The organism is Ruegeria sp. (genome assembly GCF_040830605.1).
In the GTDB taxonomy this organism is placed as follows: domain Bacteria; phylum Pseudomonadota; class Alphaproteobacteria; order Rhodobacterales; family Rhodobacteraceae; genus Ruegeria.
In genome coordinates this window covers 163,768-188,792 of record NZ_JBFOMD010000009.1, presented here as the reverse complement: position 1 = coordinate 188,792, position 25,025 = coordinate 163,768, and the positions used below count along the sequence as shown (strand labels likewise).

Here is a 25,025-nt window from a genome sequence, read left to right as displayed (position 1 = left end):
GTGGAGAAAGAAGCCTGGGAACTCGGGCGCCCCCCGCTGGGCCGCTATGCGGGATTTGTCGCTGTGACCATTCTGTTTGCACTCATGGCGATGTCGCTTTTCGCAATCGCTTCCACGGATGCTTCGGAACGCATGAGCATGATTATGGGTCTCCCTTGGGTTTTTGGATTTCTCTTTTTCTGGGGAAGTCCGATTTGGGTGCCGGTGTTCATAATCGCTTTGTTACCTGGGTTTGCAATCTATCGTGGGGTGGTGTCTCTGATGTTGATCGCCCGGCTCGCGCCCGGTTTAGCAACCGCGTCGGCAGTCATAACAGTTAGCCTTGTTAGCTCTTTGGGAATCCCGTTCGGACTCCATCTCTCGGGGAACGACAATACGTTTTCAGGTGTTTTTGAGTTTCGCCAATATTGGCCAGTAATATTTGGCGTTCCAGCTGCTCTTTTTTCGGCATACCTGATCCTCTACACAAAAGAAAAAACATGAAGCAACACCAAGCTCAACCGGTCGTCGAAGCCAAAAACCTCGACCTCACCTTTCAGACCAATGACGGCCCGGTCCATGCGCTCAAGGACGTCGGCCTGACGGTCGAGAAAGGTGAGTTCGTCAGCTTCATCGGCCCCTCCGGCTGCGGTAAGACCACCTTTCTGCGTTGTATCGCAGCGCTGGAGACACCAACCGGCGGTGCGCTCTCGGTCAATGGCATGACGCCGGACGAGGCGCGGCGGAACCGGGCCTATGGCTACGTGTTCCAGGCCGCAGGGCTTTATCCGTGGCGGACCATTGCCAAGAACATCAAGCTGCCGCTTGAGATCATGGGATACTCCCGCGCCGAACAGGATGAACGGGTGAAGAATGTTCTGGAACTCGTTGATCTGGAAGGGTTTGGTAGCAAGTTCCCGTGGCAGCTCTCGGGTGGGATGCAGCAGCGCGCCTCGATTGCGCGAGCGCTTGCCTTTGATGCCGACATCCTGCTGATGGACGAACCCTTCGGAGCGCTGGACGAGATCGTGCGGGACCACCTGAACGAGCAGCTTCTGGCGCTCTGGGCGCGGACCGAAAAGACCATCGGTTTCGTTACGCACTCGATCCCCGAGGCGGTGTATCTCAGCACCAAGATCGTGGTGATGAGCCCGCGTCCCGGCCGGATCACGGATGTGATCGAAAGCCCGCTGCCCAAAGAGCGTCCGCTGGATATTCGTGACACGCCCGAATTCATCGAGGTGGCGCACCGGGTGCGCGAAGGGCTCCGGGCCGGGCATGAGGACGGGCAGTGATGACTGAGACCGGGATCAGACGCGCCACGATCGAGGATGTCCCTGCCTGTGCCCGGGTGATCAGCACCTGGATGGATGAGACGGACTGGATGCCGCCCGAACTGCCGCAGGAGGAGCTTGAGGCGCTGATCCGCGAGGCATTCCCGGCCCGCGAGATCTGGGTCGCGGGCGATCCGTTGGATTGCTACATGTCCGTCGATCCCAAGGCGGGCAAGGTCGGCGCGCTTTATTGCCTCAGAACCGGTCAGGGGATCGGCAAGCGCCTGCTGGACAAGGCCAAGGAGGGGCGGCAGAGCCTGTGGCTGACCGCGCATGAACCGAACCGGGATGCGCAGCGGTTCTACCGGCGCGAAGGGTTCGTCGAGGCCGGTCGCCTGCCGCCCGAGCCGCCCGAAACGCTTCCGGTGATCAGAATGGAGTGGCACGCATGAAATCCATTCTCGCCATTCTGAGCGTTGTCACCTCAATCGTCGTCCTGTGGTACGCGGCCTGCATTCCGATGAATATCCAGGGGGTGCTGACCGAAGCTGAACGGGCGGGGGCCGCGGTGATGCCCGCGACCGCCAAGGAGCGGCGGGGGCTGAACGAATTTGGACTGGCCGCCCGGAACAGCTTTGTCATCCCGGCCACGTGGGCGCAGGATCGCCCCCGTCTGCCTGCGCCGCATCAGGTGGCAGCGGAACTGTGGGAGACCACGGTGGGCAAGAAGATCACCTCGAAGCGCTCGCTGGTCTATCACGGCTGGGTGACGCTGAGTGCGACGCTTCTGGGGTTCGCCATCGGCACGGGGCTGGGCATTCTGCTGGCGGTAGGGATCGTGCATTCCCGGGTGATGGACATGTCGGTGATGCCCTGGGCCATCGTCAGCCAGACCATACCGATCATTGCGCTGGCGCCAATGATCATCGTGGTGCTCTATTCCGTGGGCGTGCAAGGGATCATTCCCAAGGCGGTGATTTCGGCTTACCTGAGTTTTTTTCCGGTCGTTGTCGGCATGGTGAAAGGGCTGCGCAGCCCGGACGCGATGCAGCTTGATCTGCTGCAAACCTACAACGCCACCCGGTCGCAAGGGTTCTGGAAACTGCGGCTGCCAGCGTCGATGCCGTATCTTTTTGCTTCGCTCAAGATCGGGATCGCGGCGTCTCTGGTTGGTGCCATCGTGGGCGAGCTGCCCACCGGCGCGGTGGCGGGTCTCGGTGCGCGGCTGTTGGCGGGGAGCTACTATGGCCAGACCGTGCAGATCTGGTCGGCGCTGTTTGCGGCGGCGATTCTGGCCGCTTGCCTGGTGGGTTTGCTGGGGTTAATCGAGCGTGGGGTGCTGAAGCGGATGGGGATCGTGTGATGGCGAGGTTGGACACAGGGGGCTCTGCCCCCGTCGCGCAGGCGCGACTCCCCCGGGATATTTTTGAACAGAAGAAGGGGGCGGGGCGCGCGCGATGATGCTGGTGGTGTTTGCCTTGGCGCTTTGGCTGCTGGGATGGTGGGTCAATGCGCGGCTGGCCGGGGGGCCTCATGCCGGGCTGCGTGGGGTGCAGCTTTTGGTACCGGTGATCTTCGGCCTGACCGTTGTCGGCGTGTGGGAGTTGCTGGTGCGGGGTTTGCAGGTGCCGCTGGTGATCCTGCCCGCGCCATCGGGCATCGCGGTTCGGTTTGCCGACAGCCTGCCGATATTGTGGGCCGATTTCGTGCAGACCATCCTCAAGGGTGCGCTGAGCGGGTATGTGATCGGCTGCGGCGCGGCGTTCCTGACCGCCATTGCCATCGACCGGTCGGATTTTCTGCGCATGGGGTTGCTGCCGGTGGGCAATTTCGTGGCCGCGCTGCCCATCGTGGGCACGGCGCCCATTCTGGTGATGTGGTTCGGGTTCGATTGGCAGTCCAAGGCTGCCGTGGTCGTGGTGATGGTGTTCTTTCCGATGCTGGTCAACACCGTGGCCGGGTTGCGCGAGGCCACCGCGATGCAGCGCGATCTGATGGAGACATACGCCGCCTCGTACTGGCAGAGCTTTTTCAAGCTGCGGTTTCCGGCGGCGATGCCGTTCGTGTTCAACGGCCTCAAGATATCGACCACGCTGGCGCTGATCGGGGCGATCGTGGCCGAGTTCTTTGGCTCACCCACCGTGGGGATGGGGTTTCGCATCTCGACCAGCGTGGGGCAGCTGGCTCTGGACATGGTCTGGGCCGAGATCGTGGTGGCGGCGCTGGCGGGCACGGCGTTTTATGGGCTGGTGGCGGTGATCGAAAAGGCAGTGACCTTCTGGCATCCCTCGCAGCGCGGATAGGGTAGGATAATCAAGAATGACCCCGAAACGGGGCGCCAATTGCAACAAGGAGAGAAGATGATGAAACAGCTACTGAGCGGGGCGGTTGCCGCCTTTACATTGGCAGCCGGCGGCGCCTGGGCCGCAGATGAGGTTACCCTGCAGCTCAAATGGGTGACCCAGGCGCAGTTTGCCGGATATTATGTGGCGCTGGATCAGGGGTTTTATGAGGAGGAGGGGCTGGACGTCACCATCCTTCCTGGCGGTCCCGACATCGCGCCCACTCAGGTGATCGCAGGTGGCGGTGCCGATGTGACCGTCGAGTGGATGCCCGCCGCGCTGGCCGCGCGCGAAAAGGGCCTGCCGCTGGTCAATATCGCGCAGCCGTTCAAAAGCTCCGGCATGATGTTGACCTGCTGGAAGGATGCCGGCATCGCCGCCCCTGAGGACCTGAAGAACCGCACGCTGGGCGTCTGGTTCTTTGGCAACGAGTTCCCGTTCATGAGCTGGATGAGCCAATTGGGCATCGACACCGGTGGCAAGAGCGAGACTGGCGTCGAAGTGCTCAAGCAGGGCTTCAACGTGGACCCGCTGCTGCAGCGTCAGGCCGATTGCATCAGCACTATGACGTACAACGAATACTGGCAGGTCATTGATGCTGGCGTCAGCCCGGATGAGTTGGTGACCTTCAAGTACGAAGATCAGGGTGTGGCGACACTGGAGGATGGTCTCTATGTGCTTGAGGACAAGCTGAGCGACCCGGCCTTCGTCGACAAGATGCAGCGCTTTGTGCGGGCGTCGATGAAGGGCTGGAAATGGGCCGAGGAGAACCCGGATGACGCTGCCGGGATCGTGCTCGACAACGATGCGACCGGTGCGCAGACCGAAGAGCACCAGAAGCGCATGATGGGTGAGATCGCCAAGCTGACTGCCGGATCGAACGGCGCGCTGGACCCGGCCGATTTCGACCGCACGGTCAAGACGCTGCTGGCCGGTGGCTCGGATCCGGTGATCACGGCCGAGCCCGAGGGCGCCTGGACCCACGAGATCACCGACGCGGCGCTGAACTGAGCCTGCGGACACGGGTACCAGACCGAACAGGATGGCGGAGGCCATCGTCACGGCCCCTTCCCGAGGGGCCGTGTTTTTTGTGATGATCGTCGGTTTTGAGGCTGGCGAAGTAGGGTTGGTGAACTAGAATAAGGGCGAAGAAACATGCAGTTGATCCGCTTAGCGTTTCTAGTTGGGAGATAATGCAGAATTTTGCATCAGAAATCAGCACCGCACTTCTCCTGATCCTCAAAGGAGATGCCGAGCTGTGGGCGATTGTGCTGCTGTCGCTGCGCGTGTCGCTGCTGGCAGTGCTGATTTCTGCAATGATCGGCATGCCCTTGGGGGCGGCGCTGGCGGTTGGGCAGTTCCGAGGACGGCGCGCGGTGATCGTGCTGATGAACGCGCTGATGGGTCTGCCGCCGGTGGTGGTGGGGCTGCTGGTTTATCTGATGTTGTCGCGCTCGGGCCCGTTGGGGGTGTTGCAACTGCTGTACACGCCGACCGCCATGATCATCGCGCAAGTGGTGCTGGTGACGCCGATTGTCGCGGCGCTGACCCGGCAGGTGGTCGAGATGCTGGCCGAGGAATATTCCGAACAGCTCCGCTCGCTGGGCGTGTCGCGCCTAGCCTCGGTGCCGGTGCTGCTGTGGGATGCGCGGCTGGCGTTAGTCACCGCGCTGCTGGCCGGGTTCGGGCGGGCGATTGCCGAGGTGGGCGCGGTGATCATTGTGGGCGGCAACATCAACCATGTGACCCGGGTGATGACCACCACCATCGCACTGGAAACCTCGAAGGGCAATCTGGCGTTGGCGCTGGCGCTGGGGGCGATCCTGATCGGCATCGCGGTCGCGGTAAATGCGCTGGTCAGCCTGCTGAGCCTGCGGGCGGAACAGGAGGGACTGAGCCATGCGTGACCTGGCGGTTGAGCCCATGGGTGTACTCGAGGCGCGCGGCCTGCGTATCGGACACAATGGCAGCACGCTGCTGGATGTGCCGGCACTGCTCTTGGACGGGCCGGGACCGACTCTGATCCTGGGCCCGAACGGCGCTGGCAAGAGCCTGCTGCTGCGCTGCCTGCACGGGTTGATCGTGCCCGAGGCCGGGCGCGTGCTGCAGGATGGTCATAACCTCGGGCCGGCGCATAAGGCACGGCAGGCGATGGTGTTTCAGCGTCCGGTGCTGCTGCGGCGTTCGGTTACGGCCAATCTGGATTTCGTGCTCCGGCGGCAGGGGCTGAACCGTCCCGCCCGCCGCGCCCGGATCGAAGAGCTGTTGCACGAGGGCGGGCTGGCCGCCAAGGCGCGGCAATCGGCGCGCTCGCTTTCAGGTGGTGAGGCGCAGCGGCTGGCGATTCTGCGGGCACTTGCGACGGAGCCCGAGGTGCTGTTTCTGGACGAACCCACCAGCGCGCTGGATCCGGCGGCGACGCAGGCCATCGAAAAGATGATCCTGCGCGCCTCGAGCCGTGGGGTGCGGATCGTGATGGTAACCCACGACATCGGTCAGGCGCGGCGCCTGGCGGCGGATGTGGTGATGATGCAGGGCGGGCACGTGGTTGAACACGGGCCTGCGGATGAAGTGCTGCAAAACCCGCGGAGCGAGGCGGCAAGGCGCTACCTCGCGGGGGGGCTGCTGATCTAGAGCATGATGCGCAAAAGTGGGAACCGGTTTTGTGCTGTTCGGGCATGCGCAATCAAATAAGGCCGCAGCCTGCTGCGTGAATGATAATGAACGCAACGCGCTCCGGCGCGCATGTGACAGGAGAGAGTGGAATGATCGGAACTTGGGTCCGGGCCGGTGTAATCGCGCTTGGATTGGGGGCAGGGGCGGCGCAGGCCGAGGCGCCCTTCATCGTGGTGCAATCGACCACTTCGACGCAGAATTCGGGGCTGCTGGATTACATCCTGCCAGGATTCGAGGCCGAGACCGGCATCGAGGTGCGGGTGGTGGCCGTGGGCACCGGGCAGGCGATCCGCAACGCGCGAAATGGCGACGGCGATGTGCTGCTAGTCCATGCCAAGGCGGCGGAAGAAGAATTCGTGGCCGAGGGCTGGGGCATCGAACGCTTCGACGTGATGTATAACGACTTCGTGCTGATTGGGCCCAAGTCGGACCCGGCAGGGGTTGGGGGCGGTCAGGACATCGTGGCGGCCTTGACTGCCGTTGCCGGGGCCGAGGTTCCCTTTGCCTCGCGCGGCGATGACAGCGGCACGCACAAGGCTGAGATGCGGTTTTGGCAGGCGGCGGGTATCGACGCCGGGGCGGCCTCGGGTGAATGGTATCGCGAGACCGGCTCGGGCATGGGCGCAACGCTGAACATTGCCGCCGGGATGGGCGCCTATGCGCTGACCGACCGGGCCACCTGGATCGCCTTTGGCAACAAAGGGAATCTGGAGGTGCTGGTCGAGGGTGACCCGCGGCTTTTCAACCAGTACGGGGTCATTTTGGTGAACCCCGAACGGCATCCGGGCGTGCGGGCTGAGGCCGGGCAGAGATTCATCGACTGGTTGCTGGGGCAGGACGGGCAGACGGCGATTGCGTCTTATCGATTGGATGGGCAGCAGCTGTTCTTTCCGAATGCACAGATACGGCCCTAACGGGCCGTGCCTCCGGCGGGAGTATTTTTAAAAAGATGAAGATGCAGGGGCCTGTCCGGCGGGCTGTATTGCTAGCCGCTGGCGCCGTTGTGGTGGATTTGGCCGAGGCCGGTGAGGTCATAGCCGCCCAGTTCCTCGGCGCGGGTGGCGAAGCGGTTGGAGCGCAGGAAGGTTATGAGGTTCTGCATCGGCGGCTCAAAAAAGGCGCGGCGCCAGATGGCGAGGTCAAAGCGTTCCTCATGCGTTGAGACGAAGTCCAGCCCGTAGAGACCCGCCAAGGCGCCGAGGCCGAAGCCTGCTTCGGCCTTGCTGTCATGCAGGGCAATCGCCAGTTCCTCTTCGGTGCGGGCGCAGGCGGGCAGGGCGGCGAGATCGTCATGGGTCAGGCCATGCGTGGCCAGTTGTGCCTCGAACAGGCGCTGGCTGGCGGCGCTGTGCTGGCGCAGGACGACCTGCCGGTTCTTCAGGTCTGCAAAGCCGGAGATGCCTTTGGTGCCGGGGGCCAGCAGCAGCCCCCGCTGGCGGCTGGCGATTTCGATCAGCACCACCGGAGCTTCGCCCAGAGCGTCGCGCAAGGCGCGCGTGTTGAACCCGTCGTCCTCGTGGATATGCAGCGCGGCGGCCTGGGCCGAGCGGGATTTCAGCCGCTCAAGCCCATCAAAGGAGCCGTCATAATAGGTGGCCAGCCCCGAGCCGCTTTCGCGCAGCGCCCAGTCCAGCAGCGGATCGTGACTGCCTGCGACGATCGGGGGCAGGGGTGGGTCGGCCACTTGTGGCCCCGAGCGCGAGGCGTTGAGCCAGGCCACGACCTCAGCCCGGGGAAACAGCAGCTTGCCCATGGCGCGGACGCAGGGAATCTCGCCCGACGAGGCCAGATCGTAGGCCTTGCGCTCGCCGATGCGCAGCAGGTCGGCCAGTTCGCGGGTGGTCAGGTATTCGGCCATTCAGTCGAGGCGCACGGCGGGGCCGGCGGTGGCATCGGCAGAGGTAAAGCCGATCTGTTTCAGCGCAAACGGGGCGGAGGCAGTGATCACGACCATCGCGGCGACAGCGGCAAGAAAGGCTTTCATCTTTGGTCCTCCGGCTCAGTTGTCCGTTGCGGTGGCGCGGCGCAGATAGGCGATCAGGTCGGCGCGGTCCTGGTCCCCGGCGATCCGCTGCATCGGCATCTTGGAGCCCGGAATGTAATGGTCCGGGCCCTGATCGAAAAGGGCATTTATGGTCTCATCCGTCCAGATGATGTCCGCGTTCTTCAGCGTCCCGGAATAGAGATAGCCGGGCAGCGTGCCCGCGCGGCGTCCGAACAGGCCATGCAGCGTCGGCCCGGCGCGGCGTTTGCCGTCGGCTGTCAGCGCGTGGCAGATCGAGCATTTGCGGGCAAACTGGCGCTCTCCGTTGCCCATCTCGTCGGGGTTCTTGAGAAAGCTGCGTTCGGCGCCTGCCATCTGCTCATGTTCGGACAGCGACGCCAACGGCCAGCTATACATGGCGTCGTCGATGCCGCCCGCGTGGATGTTCTCGCCATCGGGAGAGAACGCCAACGCCCAGACCGGCCCGCGCAGGGTGGCACGGAAATCGTGGGAGATGGTCCAGCTTTCCGTGTCGATCACCATGATATAGCCTTGGCCATCCCCCACCGCGAGCTGGCGGCGGTCGGGGCTCAGCGCCAGCGCCAGAATGGGGCGGCGGTCGAGGGTGAAATCGTGCAACTCCGCGCCGGTCTCCGGGTCGATGATGCGGGTGACGCCATCGACGGCGCCATAGGCCAGCCAGCCGTCTGTAGTGTTGAACACCAGTTGGTTGATGCCGAAACCGTGTTTCACGATCTGCCGGATCTCGGCGCCGCTGGCCATGTCCCACTCGCGCAGGATGCCATCCATCCCAGCAGAGTAGAGCCGCGTGCCGTCCGGGCTGAACGTGACCGCATTGACGCCGCTGCCGGTGGGGCCGAGCATCTTCGGGTCGGACCCATCCACTGGCCAGATCCCGATGGTGCCGTCCCAACTTGCGGTGGCGACATGGGTTTTCGAGGCCGCGATATTCACAATCTTGCCCTTGTGGCGGCCCACCACATCGCCGCCGGGCCACCTGCGCAGGGTGAAATCGTCGCCCGCCGAATAGACCGCAATGCCGTTGAAGATGACCGTATTGACGGCGGCCTCGTGCCCTTCCAGCCAGCGCGGCTTGTGGCTGTTCCAGACCCCTACGGAATTGTCGAAACTGGCGGTGGCGATGCGCCCGTCCGGGGCGGCGGCGATGCCCATGATCGGGCCGCCATGGCCTTTTAGCGTAAAGAACTCCGCCGCGCTCAGGGGCAGCGGTAGCAGGGCCAGAACCAGCGCCAGACGCCGCATCTATTCCGCCGGTGAGGGGGCGCTTCGTGAGGCGTCGGCCTCTTTGACCTCCTCCAGCCACAGGGAATGGTGTTCGCGGGCCCATTGTTCCTCGACCTCGCCGGTGCCCATGGCGTCGAATGCGCCCTCCATCCCGACCGAGCCCAGATAGATATGGGCGAAGATGATGGCGAGGAAGGCAAAGGCGACCATGAGGTGCCAGAGCTGGGCGTATTGCATCTCTTCATGCGGCGACATCTGCTCGGGCAGGGTGAGACCCATCAACTCGGGCAAGCCGGTGGCATTGGCGACCACAAAGGTCTTGGCAAACATTGGCAGCTCGAACGGAAACAGCAGCGACAGGCCCGACAGGCTGATCGAGATGCCGAGGATGACGCAGGCCCAGAAGATCAGCTTTTGCCCGGCATTGAACTTGCGCGCGGGTGGGTGGCTGCCCTTGGTGAACAGGCCGCCGCCCGCCGCCAGCCATTTCAGGTCGTGGCGGTTCGGGATGTTGTGCACCACCCAATTGAGCGTGATGATCACCAGCCCCAACATGAAGGCCCAGGCGAGATTGTTGTGCAGCCATTTGCAAGCCAGCGCGATGGTGGCAAAGCCGGATTTTCCGATGAGCGGGATCAGAAAATCGCGGCCATAGAGTGTGATCAGGCCGGTGGCGCCGAGGATCAGGAACGAACCGCCGAACAGCCAGTGGCCGAAGCGTTCGAAGCCGGTGAAGCGGGTGACGGTGCGCCCGGGTTTTTTGCCATCGATGCGGATCTTGCCCCGGATCAGGAAAAACAGCAACAGAATGGCCAGCATCCCGCCCATCGCGTAGGTGCCGTAAAGGCGCAGCGGGCCGGTGCGGAAGTTGAGCCACCACATACCGCTGTCCTGAATGATCACCTCCGCCGCCGGGCTGCGGGATGAGACGGTGATATCCGCCGAGCCGTAGCGCAACGCGCGGTAGAGATCGCTGTCCGAGGCGATGCCGCGCGTTCCCAACTGCCCGATCAGTGCCTCGACATTGCCCTGACCGGTGTTTCCCGCGCGATGGCTGTTATCCACTTTCTCGCCGCGCTGGCGCGCCAGAATATCCTCCAGCGTCGTGGCGCCGCCGGTGGCTGTGCGGTCCGGATCGGGGGCAGGGGCCTCCTGCGCCCAGGCGAAGGTGGTCCAGATCAGCAGGATGAGCAGCGAAAGCATAGGGCGCATCGGTCGGGTCTCCCAAAGGTTCCGGATCAGCGGTCGAAGCCGCCCACCTGGTCGTAGAAATTGGCGCCCATCGGACCCAGCGCCTGGCGCACCTCGTCATTGACGGCGCCGTAGACGTCAAAGCCGGTGGGGGTGAGTGCCGCCAAGAAGCGGTCGGCGAAATGGGCGCCAAAATTGCCCATGTGGATCATCGCATCTGTGGCGCTGGCATAGCGCTCGAAGATATGCACCTCGGACCCCTCGCGGTGCCACTCGTAGGCCTTGGCGCCGGTTTCCTTGAGCGTTGAGGCGACCATTTCGGGCATCAGCGTCTCGAACGCTTCTTCCTGCCCGTCATTGATCGCCAGCCGCAGAATCCAATAGACGTCTGGGGTCATGCCATGCCTCCGTTGCGCAACGCATCCCCGCCAAAAGGCGGGGTTTCATAGGGGCGAGCGGCCCCGGATCATCTCCGGGGCCGTCCCATGCGCGTGTCAGCCGCCCTTCTGGTCGTAGGCGGTGCCCCAACCCCAGGCGCCCGAGCCAAAGCCGCGCGCCACCACGCGTTCGCGGTAGATGGCCGAGACCACATCGCCGTCACCGGCCAGCAACGCCTTGGTCGAGCACATCTCGGCACAGAGCGGCAACTTGCCTTCGGCGATCCGGTTGCGCCCGTATTTGGCGAACTCGGCGGTCGAGTGGGTCTCCTCGGGGCCGCCGGCGCAGAAGGTACATTTGTCCATCTTGCCGCGCGATCCGAAGTTGCCCGCCTGCGGGTATTGTGGCGCGCCGAACGGGCACGCGTAGAAGCAATAGCCGCAACCGATGCACAGGTCCTTGGAGTGCAGGACGACCCCTTCTTCGTTCTGATAGAAGCAGTCGACCGGGCACACCGCCATGCAGGGCGCGTCCGAACAATGCATGCAGGCCACCGAGATCGAGCGTTCGCCCGGATTGCCGTCATTGATCGTCACCACCCTGCGGCGGTTGATGCCCCAGGGCACCTCGTGCTCGTTCTTGCACGCAGTTACGCAGGCATTGCATTCGATGCAGCGTTCAGCGTCGCAGAGAAACTTCGCTCTAGCCATTTATCGTCCTCCTCACGCTGCCCAGATCTTGCATAGAGTACATTTCGACTCCTGCATCTGGGTTACTGAATCGTAGCCATAGGTCTGGGCGGTGTTGGAACTTTCACCCAAGACATAGGGGTCGGCGCCTGCGGGATATTTGTGTCGCAGATCCTCGCCCTGGAAATGGCCGCCAAAGTGGAATGGCATGAAGGCCACACCGGCACCGACCCTGTTGGTCAGCATCGCCATCACCTTGACCTTGCCGCCTTCGGGACCTTCGACCCAGACCTGTGCCCCGTCGCGGATACCAAGGTTGTTGGCGTCGCGTGGGTTGATCTCGACGAACATGTCCTGCTGCAGCTCGGCTAGCCACGGGTTCGACCGGGTTTCCTCACCGCCACCCTCATATTCGACCAGACGACCTGACGTGAGGATTATCGGGTAATCCTTTGAAAAGTCGTTCTTCTGAATCGACGCATAAAGGGTGGGCAGGCGATAGGCATGCCGGTCCTCGTAGGTCGGATAATCCGCGACCAGATCGCGGCGCGGCGTGTATAGCGGCTCGCGATGCAGCGGGATCGGATCCGGGAAGGTCCAGACGACCGCACGGGCCTTGGCGTTCCCGAAGGGCGCACAGCCATGCTTGATCGCAACCCGCTGGATACCGCCGGACAGGTCGGTCTTCCAGTTGGTTTCCGGCCCCGCAACAGCGTCGATCGCCGCGCGTTCCTCGGCGGTCAGGTCACCATCCCAGCCAAGGTCCATCAGCATCTGCATCGTGAATTCGGGATAGCCATCCTGAATTTCCGACCCGGCGCTATAGACCCCTTCGGCCAGCAGGTTGTCGCCATCGCGTTCCACGCCGAAACGGGCGCGGAAGGTCAGGCCGCCTTCGGCCACCGGTTTCGACATGTCATAGAGGTTCGGCGTCCCCGTATGACCCATCTCTGCCGTCCCCCAGCAAGGCCAGGGCAGACCGTAATACTCGCCGTCATTGGGTCCACCAATGGCTTGCAGCGTGGTTCGGTCGAACGTGTGCTGGTTGGCCATATGGCTTTTCAGACGTTCCGGCGACTGACCGGTATAGCCGATCGTCCAGAGGCCCGAGTTGAACTCGCGCGTGATGCTCTCGACATTCGGGGTTTCGGCGTCTTCCATCTCGATATTGCGGAAGAGCCGATCCGCCCAGCCGAACTTGTTGGCGAACTTGGCCATGATGACCTCGTCCGGCAGGCTTTCGAACAGCGGATCGACCACCTTGTCGCGCCATTGCAGCGAGCGGTTCGAGGCCGTGACCGAGCCACGGGTTTCGAACTGCGTACAGGCGGGCAACAGGTAAACGCCATCGGTGCGGTCATGCAGAACGGCGGAAACGGTGGGATACGGGTCGATAACGACCAGCATGTCCAGCTTCTCCATCGCCGTCTTCATCTCTGGCCCCCGCGTTTGCGAGTTCGGCGCGTGGCCCCACAGCACCATGGCGCGGACATTGTGGTCCTGATCCATGTTGGCCGGGTCCTCCAGTACGCCGTCGATCCAGCGTGAGACCGGAATGCCACGTTCGTTCATCAGCGGCTTGTCCTTGCCCTCCTTGTCCTTGATCGTCGCGAACTGCCCTTTGAGCCAATCCACATCCTCGCCCCAGACACGGGACCAGTGGGCCCATGCGCCATTCGACAGGCCGTAATAGCCGGGCAGGGTGTGGCTGAGCACACCAAGGTCCGTCGCGCCCTGCACGTTGTCATGGCCACGGAAGATGTTGGTGCCACCACCCGAGGTACCCATGTTGCCAAGCGCAAGCTGAAGCACGCAATAAGCGCGGGTGTTGTTGTTGCCGTTGGTGTGCTGCGTGCCGCCCATGCACCAGATCACCGTACCGGGACGGTTGTTGGCCATGGTGCGCGCCACCCGGCGCAGCTGCGATCCCGGAGTGCCGGTCACTCGTTCGACTTCATCGGGGTTCCATTTGCGAACCTCGTCGCGAATCTGGTCCATGCCCCAGACACGGGTGCGGATGAACTCCTTGTCCTCCCAGCCGTTCTCGAAGATGTGCCAGAGGATGCCCCAGATCAAAGCGACGTCTGTGCCCGGGCGGAACCGGACATATTCATCCGCATGGGCCGCGGTGCGCGTAAAGCGCGGGTCGCAGACGATGAGCGGCGCGTTGTTTTGCTCTTTCGCGCGCAGAACGTGCAGCAGCGAGACGGGATGGGCCTCGGCCGGGTTGCCGCCGATGATGAAGATGGCCTTGGAGTTGTGGATGTCGTTATACGAATTGGTCATGGCGCCGTAGCCCCATGTATTCGCAACGCCTGCCACGGTGGTCGAGTGACAGATACGCGCCTGATGGTCCACGTTGTTCGTGCCCCAATAGGCGGCGAATTTGCGGAACAGATAGGCCTGTTCGTTGTTATGCTTGGCCGAACCCAGCCAGTACACGCTGTCAGGCCCGCTTTCTTCGCGGATCTGCATCATGCCGTCGCCGATCTCGTTGATCGCCTCTTCCCAACTGATGCGCTTCCACTCGCCGCCCTCTTTCTTCATCGGGTATTTGAGGCGGCGCTCGCCATGGGCGTGTTCGCGGACCGAGGCCCCCTTGGCGCAATGCGCACCCAGGTTGAACGGGCTGTCCCAGCCGGGTTCCTGCCCGACCCAGACGCCGTTCTGCACTTCGGCGATCACGGTGCACCCGACCGAACAGTGGGTGCAGACGGATTTCACGGTTTCGACGGCGGTGTTTGCTGCCGTCTGGGCGCTGGCGGGCGTCACGGTCCCACCCGTGGCGCTGATCGCGGCCAGGCCGCCGATCGTCAGGCCCGATCCGCGCAGGAATGCGCGGCGGTCAACGCGCGTGTCGCCGACCTTGGACAGGATCGAAGTCCGCTGGGGGCGTCTCGCAACCCCGTTGGTCTTTTTCCTAAGCATTTCTCTCCTCCCTTGCTGGCCACGTTTCACGCGGCTGGCTTGGTCCTCCCAAAACCGGCGTCAGGGCCAATCGCAACCGTCTGCCGGGTGTGACCTCGTCCGGATCGTGGCCGGGCGCTGTCGGTGCGCCGAGATGCGCTGTCAAAGGCCGCGCTCAGAAGCGCGCGCTGTCGATGTAGGCGCGCGTATGCGCCGTGTCCTGAATGCGGGTGTCATCCGTCGGCTGCTCGGCAGCTTCGGCCTTGCCGCTCAGGCTGGCGGCGGCAACGGCAGCGGGCGCTGCGGTTCCGGCCAGTTTCAGGAAGTCGCGGCGCGTTGCGCCATCTTCCTTGCTCTTGCTCATGGGAGTCCTCCTTTCCCATTTGCGATTTAGCGCCCGGGCGGGCGCCGGCGAGTGGCGGATCACGCCGCCGTCATCCGGAATGCCTCGCGCTCGATCTCTATGAAGACCCGGCCGGCACTGCCGACCGAGGCATAGAGCACCGAGTTCTCGGCGGCTTCCAAATCGGTAAAGAAATGCCCGGCCCAGGGGCCGACATGTTTGTTCCAGAACGTCCTTTGGTCCTCAAGATCGGCCACGGAGCCAAACCGGCCCACGATCAGCCCGGCCATGATCTCCATCAGCGAGGCGACGTTGTCTTCGGGTTCATAGACGTTCGGCGCGCGGGTGATGCCGCGCGCGGCCATGTCCTGCCGCAGCTGCGCCAGCGGTTTTTCATTGAGAAAACCGGTCAGATAATAGCTGGCATAGGGCAGCAGCTCACCACGCCCCAGCCCAATGAACAGCGCGTTGAATTCGCGTTCGGCAGCGGCGGGTTTGGTGACCTTTGCGACCCGTGCCATGGCACCGATGGCCTGACCCAGTTCCGTGTCATCCCCGCTCAGCCCCGCCATCTGGTCCAGCAGAAACTGATCCGGCGGACCTGCCAACAGAAGGCCGAGGAAGTTGTAAAAATCCGCGCGCAGGCGGTCCTCTTCGGGGATGGCAGCAGGGGCGGATGGGGCAGTCACCATGGTCTATCCTTCAAACTCGAACCGCATCCGGCGCGGGGTGGGGGTGTTATCCGGTTCCGGTTCGGGCGCCGCTTCGGCAAGCTGTGGCTCGGCTGCGGGCTCCGGCTCGGCAGTGGGCGGTTCCTCTGCGACCAAGTCGTCATCGGTCTCATCGTCCGGCTCCTCCGCCTCGAGGGCCAGCGTCTCGACATGGGCGAGCATCCCCTTGCCCACCTGATAGGCGGTCTGCAGGTTCTCGATGACACAACTGGCGTCGGTGTAATCCTCGCCGTAGTCAACCAGCCCGTCCACATTGGCCAGAACCGGGTTCAGCCGCCACAACCGGCGCAGCGCCCGGCGGCGAAGACGGTCGGGCACGGCGCGGGCCATAAAGCCCGTCACATCATCGCCCGCTTGCAGATTGTCGGGATCGGGCAGATTCAACTCGGCCAGAATCTCGGCGTCGCTCTTATCCTCCAGCGCCGCTTGTTCCTGCGCGATCACCTGAGCCTCGACAGCCGCCTGTTCGGCTTCGGTCTCGGCCTGCACCCCGGCCTTGCGGCGGGACCAGAAATCGCGCGGCTGGGTCATTGCAGAACCCTCCGTGGCGCGCGGTAGACGTCCGAGGCCTGACGGATGCGGGCATCGCCTTTGCCATCCTCGACCAGATCGACCCGCTTTCTGTCACGGCGGCGCTTCACAAAGCCATCATCGCGGTAGTGCTCAAGCGCAAAGTCGCGGACCCAGGCGATCAGGCCCTCGGTCATCGGGATCTTCTCGACGATCTCCTCGCCGGTGTCGGCATAGTCCTGCCCTTCAAAGGGTGAGGCGGTCACCAGCACCGCATCCAGCGGGCGCTTGTCCCCGGCCTCGTCGCGCAGGACCAGATAGATCGACGGCTGCGCATCGGCGAGGTTGGCCATATAGGCCTCGGCCTCGGCGGCCCAGAGGGTCAGGGGCAGGGTGGCCGCATGATATTCGACCGCATCGCCCTCGCGCCGCAGCTCGACCCAGTCGGCAGGCCCGGCGCCTGGCAGAACGGCGACCGCAGTCCAGTTCCAGCGCGCCCAGCGGGTGACACCCGGCGTCTTCCGGACGACAACGCCCAGCGGCATTTCGATGCGAATAGCGGCCCCAGCCACGTGTTCCTCCCCCGAAAGGCTCTCCGTGGCCTTCCGCTTGGTGAACTATGGTACACAAAGGCGCCCTGTGCCAAGCCCGCGAAGGGCCAAAACTTCCGAGATCACCAAATTTTCAGGAGGTTTTTCGATAGTTCCGACAATATGCGCCGTGCGCATTCAGATGTATTATAATGCAGTTTTTGGGTGCGAACAGAGGAGCCGGTGAAAAATTGATCTGGGCTGCGGCTACCCTTTACGCCGCGTATGGTCTGCGCCTAGGCTGGCAGGCGGACTGCAAGGCGTCCGGGGGAGGGCATGGTCAAAAAACTCATTCTATGTGATTGCGGCGGCTCGCAAAACGTGGACCGCGCGGCGATCGGGTCGGCCTGCGATGCCACCTGTTCGCGGGTTCACACTGCGCTCTGCACTGCCGAGCTGGGCGCGGCAGCCGAGCTGTTGCGGCAAGAGGGCGAGGTGGTGATCGCCTGCGGGCAGGAACAGGTCACCTTCACGGAACTGGCCGCCGAGCTAGAAATCGATGCCCCCGGCTTTGTGGACCTGCGCGACCGCGCCGGATGGTCCGAACAGGGCGCCGATGCCACCCCGAAGATGGCCGCGCTGGCCGCCGAGGCGCTGCTGCCGGCGCCGATTACCCCCTCGGCGGATGTGATCAGCGAAGGCGTCTGTTTCATCGCAGGGCCGGGTGAGGTGGCCTTTGATCTGGCGGCGCAGCTTTCGGACAGCCTGGTGGTCACCGTGCTGGTCACGGACGATGCCCGGCCGCTGTCGCGCGCCTATGACGTGGTGCGGGGCCGGATGCGGCAGGTTTCGGGCGCGCTGGGCGGGTTCGAACTGCGCCTGGACGGGGTGCAGCACGTTGAGCCCGGCGGGCGCGGCGGTTTTGGCTGGACCGCGCCGCGTGACGGGGCGGTGTCGCAATGCGATATCATCATCGACCTGACCGGTGACATCCCGATGGTGCAGGCCCCGCACAAGCGCGAGGGCTATCTGCGCGCCGACCCACGCGACCCGCTGGCGGTGGCGTGGCTGGCTTTCGAGGCGGCGCAACTGATCGGAACATTCGAACAACCGCTCTATGTGCGGCTCGAGGAAAGCCTCTGCGCCCATTCCCGGGCCGAGCAGGTGGGCTGCTCCAACTGCCTCGATATATGCCCCACCGGGGCCATCACGCCGGCCGGTGATCATGTCGCCATCGACCCGATGATCTGCGCCGGCTGCGGCGCTTGCGCGGCGCTCTGCCCCTCGACCGCAATCACCTATGAGGACCCGCCGGTCAGCTTCCTGCTGGCCCGGATGCAGGTGCTGGCCCGAACCTTCCGGCAGGCCGGAGGCCACGCGCCCCGGCTGCTGGTGCATGACGCGCATGGGGCCGAGATGATCCGGCTCGCGGCCCGTTTTGGGCGCGGCCTGCCCGCCAATATGATTCCGCTGGAACTGGGCGTGGTCTCGGGCTTCGGCCATGCCGAGATGCTGGCCGGTCTGGCCCATGGCTTTTCCCGCGTGGACGTGCTGCTGGCCCCGACCACCGAGCGCGATGCGCTGACCTGCGAACTGGCGCTGGCCGAGGCGCTGGCAGGGCCGACCCGGCTGGGCCTGATCGACGAGAGCGATCCCGATGCCCTCTCAGACCTGCTCTATGCGCAGGAAAAACTTGACCCGTTGCCCGACCCGGTGCTGCCGCTGGGTAACCGCCGCCAGATCGCTCGACTGGCGGCACAGGCGCTGAACCCCGGCGGTCCCACGATGCCACTGCCCGAAGGCGCCCCCTATGGCGCCATTGCGGTCGATACCGAGGCTTGCACGCTCTGCCTGAGCTGTGTGTCGCTCTGCCCCTCGGGCGCCCTGATCGACAACCCCGACCTGCCGCAGCTCAACTTTCAGGAGGACGCCTGCCTGCAATGCGGCCTCTGCCGCACCATCTGTCCCGAAAACGCCATAACGTTGGTGCCGCAACTGGATCTCAGCGATGCCGCCCTGTCGCAGCGGGTGCTGCACGAGGAGGAACCCTTTGCCTGCATCGAATGCGGCGCTCTGTTCGGGGTGAAATCCACCATCGAGCGGATCATGGAGAAACTGGCAGGCACGCATCCGATGTTTGCCTCATCCGAACAGGCGCGGATGATCCAGATGTGCGACGACTGCAGGGTCAAGGCGCAATTCCACAGCGAAGACAATCCGTTTGCGGCGGCACCAAAACCAAGAGTGACAACAACGGACGACTATTTCACCAAGCGCAAGGACCACTGACACCTGCCTCCCCACCCAAACCGTCCCCACCTTCTTCTGTTCAAAAATATCCCGGGGGAGTCGCGCCTTGCGCGACGGGGGCAGAGCCCCCTGCGACAACGCCGCCCGCGCCTCACTGAAATTGCAACGGCGCCCCAAGATCGGCTGCGCTGGTTACCGCAACAAAGGCCAGGATCGCTTCAAGATCGTCCAGCGTGATCTCCACCGGCACGATGGGCGGCGGGCGCTCGGGATCGAAGGGCGGGGTGACATCCTTGACCTGCGTGAACGCCCCATGCGGGCGCAGGACATAGAACTGCTGGAACCGGTCCGACCAGTCCGGCAGCGTCCGAAGCACGGCGAAAGACGGGGTCGAGCCCAGCCCGTTCATCCGGTTCTGCGGCCCCACCACATGGCAGCGCCCGCAATGGGTCAGCGCCAGATCCGCACCCAATGCCGCATTGCCCGTAAAGGCCGGGGCCTCGACAACCTCCACTGTGTCGAAACTGGCGGTAAAGGGCGGGCCATCTTCCGGCTGAAACCCTTCGATGGTGCGTTTTCCGATCTCGGACAGCATCCAGTCCCGGAACCGCTGTTGCCGCTGCTCATCGCTCACCCGCAGGTAGTAGGTGACCCCGCCGCCCCGAAACACCGGATCGCCCGGGGCAGCGACGGCGATCTCCATCGGCCCGGCCTCATCCGCAACCACGCGAATTCCGGTCTTGAGAGAGAAGCGCGGAAGAATATGTTTCAAAAGGCCGGATCGTGCCACTTCGTCGGGTGCCATCAGTCCAAGCGCCTCCTGCGACCAAGAGGGGCTGGCGGAGAGCATCAGGCTCAGGCACAACAGGGCAAAGCGCATGGCCCAGCCTAACGGCGGCGGGGCGATTGCGTCAAACGCGGCGAATGATACGGAGACCCACGCGATGAGCGGCGATTACAACATGTCCATGCGCAAGTTCCTCAAGCAGGTTGGCGTGACCAGCCAGCAGGCAATCGAAGAGGGGCTGCGCAAGGCGGGCAATCCCGCGGGCCAGAGCTATGAGGCGAAGGTGGTGCTGACCATCGACGGGCTCGAGGTCGAACATACCGTGACCGGTGTGATCAAGGATGGCGACGCATGAGCATCCGCGACGCGGTTCTGGCGAACCTGAAAAAGATCACCGACCCGGTCTCGGGGCAGGACATCGTAAGCGCCGGTCTGGTGCGGGCGCTGAATGTCGAAGGCGACACCGTGCGCTTCGTGCTGGAGATCGACCCGAAACAGGCCGAGCGGATGGAGCCGGTGCGCGCCACTGCCGAACAGGCGGCACAAATGGTGGACGGCATCGAAAAGGTCTCGGCCATGATGACGGCGCATTCGGAAAAGGCACCGCCGGATCTCAAGCCGAAACCCAAACCCTCGCAGACCGGCCCTCAGGCGGTGCCGGGCGTGGACCGGATCGTGGCGATCGCCTCCGGCAAGGGTGGCGTAGGCAAATCCACCGTCGCCGCCAACCTCGCCTGCGCGCTGGCCGCCGAAGGCCGCCGGGTGGGGCTGCTCGATGCCGATGTCTATGGCCCGTCGCAGCCACGTATGCTGGGCGTCTCGGGCCGTCCGGCCAGCCCCGATGGCAAGACCATCCTGCCGCTGCGCAACCACGGCGTCACCATGATGTCGATGGGCCTCATGGTGAACGAGGGGCAGGCGGTGGTCTGGCGCGGCCCGATGCTGATGGGCGCGCTGCAGCAGATGATGGGGCAGGTGCAATGGGGCGCGCTCGACATCCTCATCGTCGATCTGCCGCCGGGCACCGGCGACGTGCAACTGACGCTTTCCCAGAAATTCCAGGTAGATGGCGCAATTGTCGTCTCGACCCCGCAGGACGTGGCCCTGATCGACGCCCGCAAGGGGATAGACATGTTCCGACAGCTCAAGACCCCGATCCATGGCATGATCGAGAACATGTCCACCCATATCTGCTCGAATTGCGGGCATGAAGAGCATGTGTTCGGCCATGGCGGTGTCGCGAACGAGGCACAGGCGCTGGATGTGCCGCTCTTGGGGGAAATCCCACTGCACCTCGACATCCGGGTGGCCGCCGACGGCGGCGCGCCTATCGTGGTCAGCAAGCCCGAAAGCGCTCAGGCCGAGGCCTTCCGCCGCATCGCACGGGACATGATCGCCAAAGGCAACGCATGACGGAACCCACCTTTCCACCCTTGTTGCAGGGCCAGCCCGCCCGGGGCGGAGAGAACCCGTTCGACCGCGCGCAAGCGCTGGCCGCGCTTGGCTGTGACAGCGGCACGGTGGTCTACAACATTCAGGCCGACCGGTTACGCACGGCGGTCGTGTTTGCGCCTGAGGTAGCGCTGGAAGACGCGATGGCGATGCTGCCGCTCTGCGCGGTGGGCTTCCAGAACGCGCTCGGTGCGCTGGCCCCGCCCGAGGTGGCGGTACATCTGGTTTGGGACGGCACGATCTGCGTCAATGGCGCCCGGTGCGGCCACTTCCGGGCCGCCGCCGCAACCGCCGATCCGGCGGCTGTGCCCGATTGGCTGGTCGTCGGCTGGGAGCTGCCGCTGATGCAGACCGACGCGGCGCCGGGCGAAACGCCGGATGTGACCGCGCTTTATGACGAGGGCTGTGCTGAGATCACCCCCGTCCAGCTTGTCGAAAGCTGGTCGCGCCATATGCTGGCCTGGCTGAACCGGTGGGAAGAGGACGGCAACGCCCCTCTGCATTCCGAATGGACGGGCCTGCTGCGCGGCGTCGGCGAACCGGTCGGCCAGGGCGGATATGACGGCACCTTTCTGGGCACCGACGAACGTTTCGGCATGTTGATCCGCGACGGCTCGGCTACGCATCTGGTGCCGATGAGCACGCTTTTGAAGGGGAACACATGAAACTCGCCCGCGCGATCCATTTCGACGAAAGCGACCTGAATGTGTTTCACTCTCCGGCGCGCACCGGTGAATGGTGCATCTCAGGCGGGTTCGAGTTTTCCAACTGGGGCGAGGGGGATCTGGAGGGTAAGGCCCGGCAGGCCTTTGCCAATGGCTGGCTGGGGCTGGAGACCTTCGGACGCGTCACCTTTGTCGCGGTGACACAGGCCGAAGCCGCCGAAGTCGAGCGGCTCGAAAGCAGCCTCGCCGAGCATTTCGTTGCGCTCTACGGCGCGCCCTCGGTCGAGGCGGCGCAGGGCGTGGCCAAGGACGAGATCGCGCAGATGGCCGGGCTCTGCGATGAGCACGCCCCCAACACGCTGCTCACGGTGGCCCGCACATTGACCGGGGCCGGGGTGCACGAGGCCTATCGCGTGATCACGCCGCGGGATGCCGAGCTTGAGGCGCTGGCGGTACACGGAACTTTGGATGAGTAGGCGTTAGAGCAGATCGGTGAACGCGCCGTACTGGCCACGCTTGAACATCAGCCCCTTGCCGGTCCGGTGCATGGCGCGCAAAACTTCTCCGACGATGATCAGGTGATCTCCGGCCTGATGCCGGGCGTGCAGGCTGCAGTCGAACCGGGCCAGACAGCCGCTCAGGATCGGGGTGTCGCTGGCATCCGCCTGCCAGTCCGCATGCGAGAAATCCCAGCCGTTGCGGGCAAAGCGCAGCGTCTGATCCTGCTGCCCTTCGGCCATCACGTGGATGGCATATTGCTCGGCCTTGGAGAACGCATCGTACCGGTTCGACTCCTCGCCCAGGCACCACAAGACCAGTGGGGGATCCAGCGAAACCGAGGTGAAGGAATTCACCGTGATGGCCACGGGAGTACCTTCGGCCATCGTGGTCACGACCGCAACGCCCGTGCCGTAGCACCCCAAAGCCTCGCGAAAGGCGAGGGTCTGTCCGGGGCCGGGGATGAAACTGTTCTCGGTCATGCGCGCGCCTGATACTTTGATCGCGCCTCACGTGCCACGCCGCGCGCGGTTTGTCCATGGGGGAGCAAAGCCGCTTGCAAGCGGCTTTCACGCGGTTTGAAACCGCGTCAAGGCGTTTGCAAACGCCTTCCACCGCCCAGTGACGATGCTGGCGCCTAGTTCAGGTCCTCCAGCAGACGACCGTGTTTGCGGGTCTCGGCGATCACATCGCCGAAGGTCTCCATGCCGCGCGCGGCCAGCATCGGCAGCATCCGCACCAGCACCTCGGCCGTGGCCTGCGCATCGCCCAGGGCGGTGTGGCGCACCGCGTCGGGAATGGTCACGCCCAGCCGGTCGCAGAGCGCGTCCAGCGTGTGGGTCTCGCTGGCGCCGAACAGCACCGCCGACAGCAGTACGGTATCCAGTATGGGGTGATCCCAGCTCACCCCGATCCGCCCGGCATGACGATGCAGAAACGCCATGTCGAAGGGCGCGTTATGGGCTACGATCACCGCGTCCGAGGCGAAGGCATGAAACAGCCGCCCCGCCTCGGCGATATCCGGCGCGCCCTGCACCATGGCATCGCTCACCCGGTGCACTTTGGTCGAGGCGGGCGGGATCGGGATGCCCGGATCGACCAGCATGTCGAGGGCCTCGCCCTCGATGATCCGCCCCTTGAGTACCCGCACGGCGCCGATCTGCACGATCTCATCCTTGTGCGGCAGCAGACCGGTGGTCTCGGTATCGAACACCACGAAACACAAGTCGGGCAGGCGCCGGTGCTCGAACGCCACGTCTCCGGGCGTGTCCAGCAGGTCGAAATCATAGACCAGCGGGCGCGCGGCATCCGGTGAGATTTGCACTGACGCGTCATCGAACACCAGCAGATAACCCGGTGCGTCGCCCAGGGGTTTCATGCGCGTACCATAGCTCTGCGCCCCATCCGCGCCGGTGAGCTGGCAGGACACCTCCATCCCGCTGCGCGCCAGCTTGGCATAGGCCGCCTCGACACCCGCCCGGTCCAGATAGTCGAACAGCGACGCATTGAGCCGGGGCGGCGCGATCTGCGCCAGCACCTCCGCCGCCTGTCCGTCATAGAGCACGATCTGATGGCTTGGGTTCACCAGCACCATGGCCACCGGAATCTCGGTCAACAGCGCCGTCAGCCGCGCCTTTTCATCGGCCAGCCGGGCGGTCTCCTGCGCGATGGCCTCGGCTGTGGTCAGCGCCGTGTCACCCAACTGACCCGCCAGCCCCGCGGCTGCCGGAGCCAGATCGCCCAGATAACGGGTGGCGTGCAGATCCACCTCGCTGCTGCCACCGGCATGGGCATGCACCCGCAGCTGCGCGGCCAGCCGTTCGATGGGTTTGGCCACGTTTTCGTCGAAGAGCAGCCAGACGCCCACGACCAAGGCCAGATAACCGAAGCCGATCAAAATACCGGAAAAGACAAACCCGTCGAACGCCTCCGCCAGACCGGTGCGGCCATAGCCAAGCACCAGCGCCGCTGTGGCGATGCCTAGTCCTCCTGCCGCAAGCAGGGCAAAGAACAGAAAGACGCGCAGGCGCAGGCTGAGGCCCGACAGCATCACGACACCTCGCACACCGCGCGCACAACCGGGTCATCCGGTCCGGCCGCAACCCAGTCGGCATTCTCCACCGCGCCATCGGCGCCGAATTCCGCCCCGTCAGCCAGATTGGCGCGCCGTCCCGCGGCACAGTCCACTGCAACAGGCAGCTTCGCTAACGGCGCCCAGCGGCCAAAGAAATAGAGATCGGCCAGCCGCTGGTCCGGTACGTTCTCATTGGTCTGGACCGAGGCCGTGTCCACGGCGGCAAACCGGTCCACAAAGGGCGCCGCATAGGTCCAGGGGCGGTAGAAGGCACGGCTTTCCACCTCCTGCACCACTTCCAGCCCCTCGGGCAGGGCCGAGCGGGTGCGCTCGTACCAGGAATATTCGCTGCCAATGGTCACCAGGATCATCGCAAGACCGGCGGCCACCGGCGTCAGCCAGCGCGGCAAGCGCCCGCCGGTGAGCCGGTTGACCAACATCACCACACCTGCCACAGCAAAGCCTGCAAAGATCGTACCGATCAGTTCCAGAAACATGG

General features: G+C 64.3%; 29 protein-coding genes. 14 read left to right on the top strand and 15 right to left on the bottom strand.

The window, feature by feature from the left end:
- The 9 genes from AB3N21_RS14830 to AB3N21_RS14790 all read left to right on the top strand — a co-directional run bounded on the left by AB3N21_RS14830 (position 1) and on the right by AB3N21_RS14790 (position 7,185).
- Positions 1–483, top strand: coding sequence for a hypothetical protein (locus tag AB3N21_RS14830; RefSeq protein WP_367935938.1), 483 nt, complete (start codon positions 1–3; stop codon positions 481–483).
- The gene (locus tag AB3N21_RS14825) at positions 480–1,274 is read left to right on the top strand and encodes an ABC transporter ATP-binding protein (RefSeq protein WP_367935937.1); all 795 of its coding nucleotides are present in this window, start codon (positions 480–482) and stop codon (positions 1,272–1,274) included. Before AB3N21_RS14830 ends, AB3N21_RS14825 begins: the two co-directional genes overlap by 4 nt.
- A complete protein-coding gene (locus tag AB3N21_RS14820) occupies positions 1,274–1,705 on the top strand; it encodes an N-acetyltransferase family protein (protein WP_367935936.1) in 432 nt (143 codons plus the stop codon). Before AB3N21_RS14825 ends, AB3N21_RS14820 begins: the two co-directional genes overlap by 1 nt.
- Complete coding sequence (locus AB3N21_RS14815; protein WP_367935935.1) at positions 1,702–2,616, top strand: ABC transporter permease; 915 nt, start codon at positions 1,702–1,704, stop codon at positions 2,614–2,616. The genes AB3N21_RS14820 and AB3N21_RS14815 overlap by 4 nt, the downstream gene beginning before the upstream one ends.
- Before the next feature lie 94 nt (positions 2,617–2,710).
- The gene (locus AB3N21_RS14810) at positions 2,711–3,556 is read left to right on the top strand and encodes an ABC transporter permease (protein ID WP_367935934.1); all 846 of its coding nucleotides are present in this window, start codon (positions 2,711–2,713) and stop codon (positions 3,554–3,556) included.
- Positions 3,557–3,616: 60 nt separating this feature from the next.
- Positions 3,617–4,606, top strand: a complete 990-nt coding sequence (locus AB3N21_RS14805; RefSeq protein ID WP_367935933.1) for an ABC transporter substrate-binding protein — start codon at positions 3,617–3,619, stop codon at positions 4,604–4,606.
- A 182-nt stretch (positions 4,607–4,788) separates the two neighbouring features.
- The gene (locus AB3N21_RS14800; protein ID WP_367935932.1) at positions 4,789–5,502 is read left to right on the top strand and encodes an ABC transporter permease; all 714 of its coding nucleotides are present in this window, start codon (positions 4,789–4,791) and stop codon (positions 5,500–5,502) included.
- Positions 5,495–6,229 (top strand): ATP-binding cassette domain-containing protein, encoded by a 735-nt coding sequence (locus AB3N21_RS14795; RefSeq protein WP_367935931.1) that lies wholly within the window; start codon positions 5,495–5,497, stop codon positions 6,227–6,229. The genes AB3N21_RS14800 and AB3N21_RS14795 overlap by 8 nt, the downstream gene beginning before the upstream one ends.
- A gap of 131 nt (positions 6,230–6,360) precedes the next feature.
- Positions 6,361–7,185 carry an extracellular solute-binding protein gene (locus tag AB3N21_RS14790; RefSeq protein WP_367935930.1) on the top strand — a complete coding sequence of 275 codons (825 nt, stop codon included), beginning with the start codon at positions 6,361–6,363 and terminating at the stop codon, positions 7,183–7,185.
- Between the two features lie 71 nt (positions 7,186–7,256).
- On the opposite strand, the gene AB3N21_RS14785 is transcribed toward AB3N21_RS14790, so the two are convergent.
- The 11 genes from AB3N21_RS14785 to AB3N21_RS14735 form a co-directional block, all read right to left on the bottom strand.
- Positions 7,257–8,129 (bottom strand): substrate-binding domain-containing protein, encoded by an 873-nt coding sequence (locus AB3N21_RS14785; RefSeq protein WP_367935929.1) that lies wholly within the window; start codon positions 8,127–8,129, stop codon positions 7,257–7,259.
- Positions 8,130–8,255 carry a hypothetical protein gene (locus AB3N21_RS14780; protein WP_367935928.1) on the bottom strand — a complete coding sequence of 42 codons (126 nt, stop codon included), beginning with the start codon at positions 8,253–8,255 and terminating at the stop codon, positions 8,130–8,132.
- Between the two features lie 15 nt (positions 8,256–8,270).
- Entirely contained in the window at positions 8,271–9,539 is a 1,269-nt protein-coding gene (locus AB3N21_RS14775) for a c-type cytochrome (RefSeq protein WP_367935927.1), read from the bottom strand.
- A complete protein-coding gene (locus AB3N21_RS14770) occupies positions 9,540–10,733 on the bottom strand; it encodes a formate dehydrogenase subunit gamma (RefSeq protein WP_367935926.1) in 1,194 nt (397 codons plus the stop codon).
- Between the two features lie 26 nt (positions 10,734–10,759).
- Positions 10,760–11,110 carry a putative quinol monooxygenase gene (locus AB3N21_RS14765; RefSeq protein ID WP_367935925.1) on the bottom strand — a complete coding sequence of 117 codons (351 nt, stop codon included), beginning with the start codon at positions 11,108–11,110 and terminating at the stop codon, positions 10,760–10,762.
- A gap of 96 nt (positions 11,111–11,206) precedes the next feature.
- Complete coding sequence (fdh3B, locus tag AB3N21_RS14760) at positions 11,207–11,800, bottom strand: formate dehydrogenase FDH3 subunit beta (protein ID WP_170398009.1); 594 nt, start codon at positions 11,798–11,800, stop codon at positions 11,207–11,209.
- Between the two features lie 12 nt (positions 11,801–11,812).
- The gene (locus AB3N21_RS14755; protein ID WP_367935924.1) at positions 11,813–14,707 is read right to left on the bottom strand and encodes a formate dehydrogenase subunit alpha; all 2,895 of its coding nucleotides are present in this window, start codon (positions 14,705–14,707) and stop codon (positions 11,813–11,815) included.
- 154 nt (positions 14,708–14,861) lie between these two features.
- Positions 14,862–15,050 (bottom strand): ubiquinol-cytochrome c reductase iron-sulfur subunit N-terminal domain-containing protein, encoded by a 189-nt coding sequence (locus AB3N21_RS14750; RefSeq protein WP_367935923.1) that lies wholly within the window; start codon positions 15,048–15,050, stop codon positions 14,862–14,864.
- A 59-nt stretch (positions 15,051–15,109) separates the two neighbouring features.
- A complete protein-coding gene (locus AB3N21_RS14745) occupies positions 15,110–15,718 on the bottom strand; it encodes a molecular chaperone (protein ID WP_367935922.1) in 609 nt (202 codons plus the stop codon).
- A 6-nt stretch (positions 15,719–15,724) separates the two neighbouring features.
- Positions 15,725–16,291, bottom strand: a complete 567-nt coding sequence (locus AB3N21_RS14740) for a DUF3306 domain-containing protein (RefSeq protein ID WP_367935921.1) — start codon at positions 16,289–16,291, stop codon at positions 15,725–15,727.
- Positions 16,288–16,842, bottom strand: a complete 555-nt coding sequence (locus AB3N21_RS14735) for a DUF3305 domain-containing protein (RefSeq protein ID WP_367935920.1) — start codon at positions 16,840–16,842, stop codon at positions 16,288–16,290. Before AB3N21_RS14735 ends, AB3N21_RS14740 begins: the two co-directional genes overlap by 4 nt.
- A gap of 294 nt (positions 16,843–17,136) precedes the next feature.
- Here AB3N21_RS14735 and AB3N21_RS14730 point away from each other — a divergent pair, with 294 nt between their 5' ends.
- Entirely contained in the window at positions 17,137–19,089 is a 1,953-nt protein-coding gene (locus tag AB3N21_RS14730; protein ID WP_367935919.1) for a 4Fe-4S binding protein, read from the top strand.
- A 112-nt stretch (positions 19,090–19,201) separates the two neighbouring features.
- Here the strand turns inward: AB3N21_RS14730 and AB3N21_RS14725 are convergent, their stop codons facing one another.
- Positions 19,202–19,930, bottom strand: coding sequence for a hypothetical protein (locus tag AB3N21_RS14725; RefSeq protein WP_367935918.1), 729 nt, complete (start codon positions 19,928–19,930; stop codon positions 19,202–19,204).
- 64 nt (positions 19,931–19,994) lie between these two features.
- On the opposite strand from AB3N21_RS14725, the gene AB3N21_RS14720 reads away from it, so the two are divergent.
- From AB3N21_RS14720 to AB3N21_RS14705, 4 genes are read left to right on the top strand one after another with little or no spacing between them, the layout of a single operon-like run.
- Positions 19,995–20,192 carry a DUF6494 family protein gene (locus tag AB3N21_RS14720; RefSeq protein ID WP_367936143.1) on the top strand — a complete coding sequence of 66 codons (198 nt, stop codon included), beginning with the start codon at positions 19,995–19,997 and terminating at the stop codon, positions 20,190–20,192.
- Complete coding sequence (locus tag AB3N21_RS14715) at positions 20,189–21,250, top strand: Mrp/NBP35 family ATP-binding protein (protein WP_367935917.1); 1,062 nt, start codon at positions 20,189–20,191, stop codon at positions 21,248–21,250. Before AB3N21_RS14720 ends, AB3N21_RS14715 begins: the two co-directional genes overlap by 4 nt.
- Positions 21,247–21,954 carry a DUF4444 domain-containing protein gene (locus AB3N21_RS14710; protein WP_367935916.1) on the top strand — a complete coding sequence of 236 codons (708 nt, stop codon included), beginning with the start codon at positions 21,247–21,249 and terminating at the stop codon, positions 21,952–21,954. The genes AB3N21_RS14715 and AB3N21_RS14710 overlap by 4 nt, the downstream gene beginning before the upstream one ends.
- Complete coding sequence (locus AB3N21_RS14705; RefSeq protein WP_367935915.1) at positions 21,951–22,430, top strand: DUF6505 family protein; 480 nt, start codon at positions 21,951–21,953, stop codon at positions 22,428–22,430. The genes AB3N21_RS14710 and AB3N21_RS14705 overlap by 4 nt, the downstream gene beginning before the upstream one ends.
- A gap of 3 nt (positions 22,431–22,433) precedes the next feature.
- Here the strand turns inward: AB3N21_RS14705 and AB3N21_RS14700 are convergent, their stop codons facing one another.
- The 3 genes from AB3N21_RS14700 to AB3N21_RS14690 all read right to left on the bottom strand — a co-directional run bounded on the left by AB3N21_RS14700 (position 22,434) and on the right by AB3N21_RS14690 (position 25,023).
- Positions 22,434–22,934, bottom strand: a complete 501-nt coding sequence (locus AB3N21_RS14700; RefSeq protein ID WP_367935914.1) for a flavin reductase family protein — start codon at positions 22,932–22,934, stop codon at positions 22,434–22,436.
- A 155-nt stretch (positions 22,935–23,089) separates the two neighbouring features.
- Positions 23,090–24,502, bottom strand: coding sequence for an exonuclease domain-containing protein (locus AB3N21_RS14695; protein WP_367935913.1), 1,413 nt, complete (start codon positions 24,500–24,502; stop codon positions 23,090–23,092).
- Entirely contained in the window at positions 24,502–25,023 is a 522-nt protein-coding gene (locus AB3N21_RS14690; protein WP_367935912.1) for a hypothetical protein, read from the bottom strand. Before AB3N21_RS14690 ends, AB3N21_RS14695 begins: the two co-directional genes overlap by 1 nt.
- Positions 25,024–25,025: the final 2 nt, after the last annotated feature.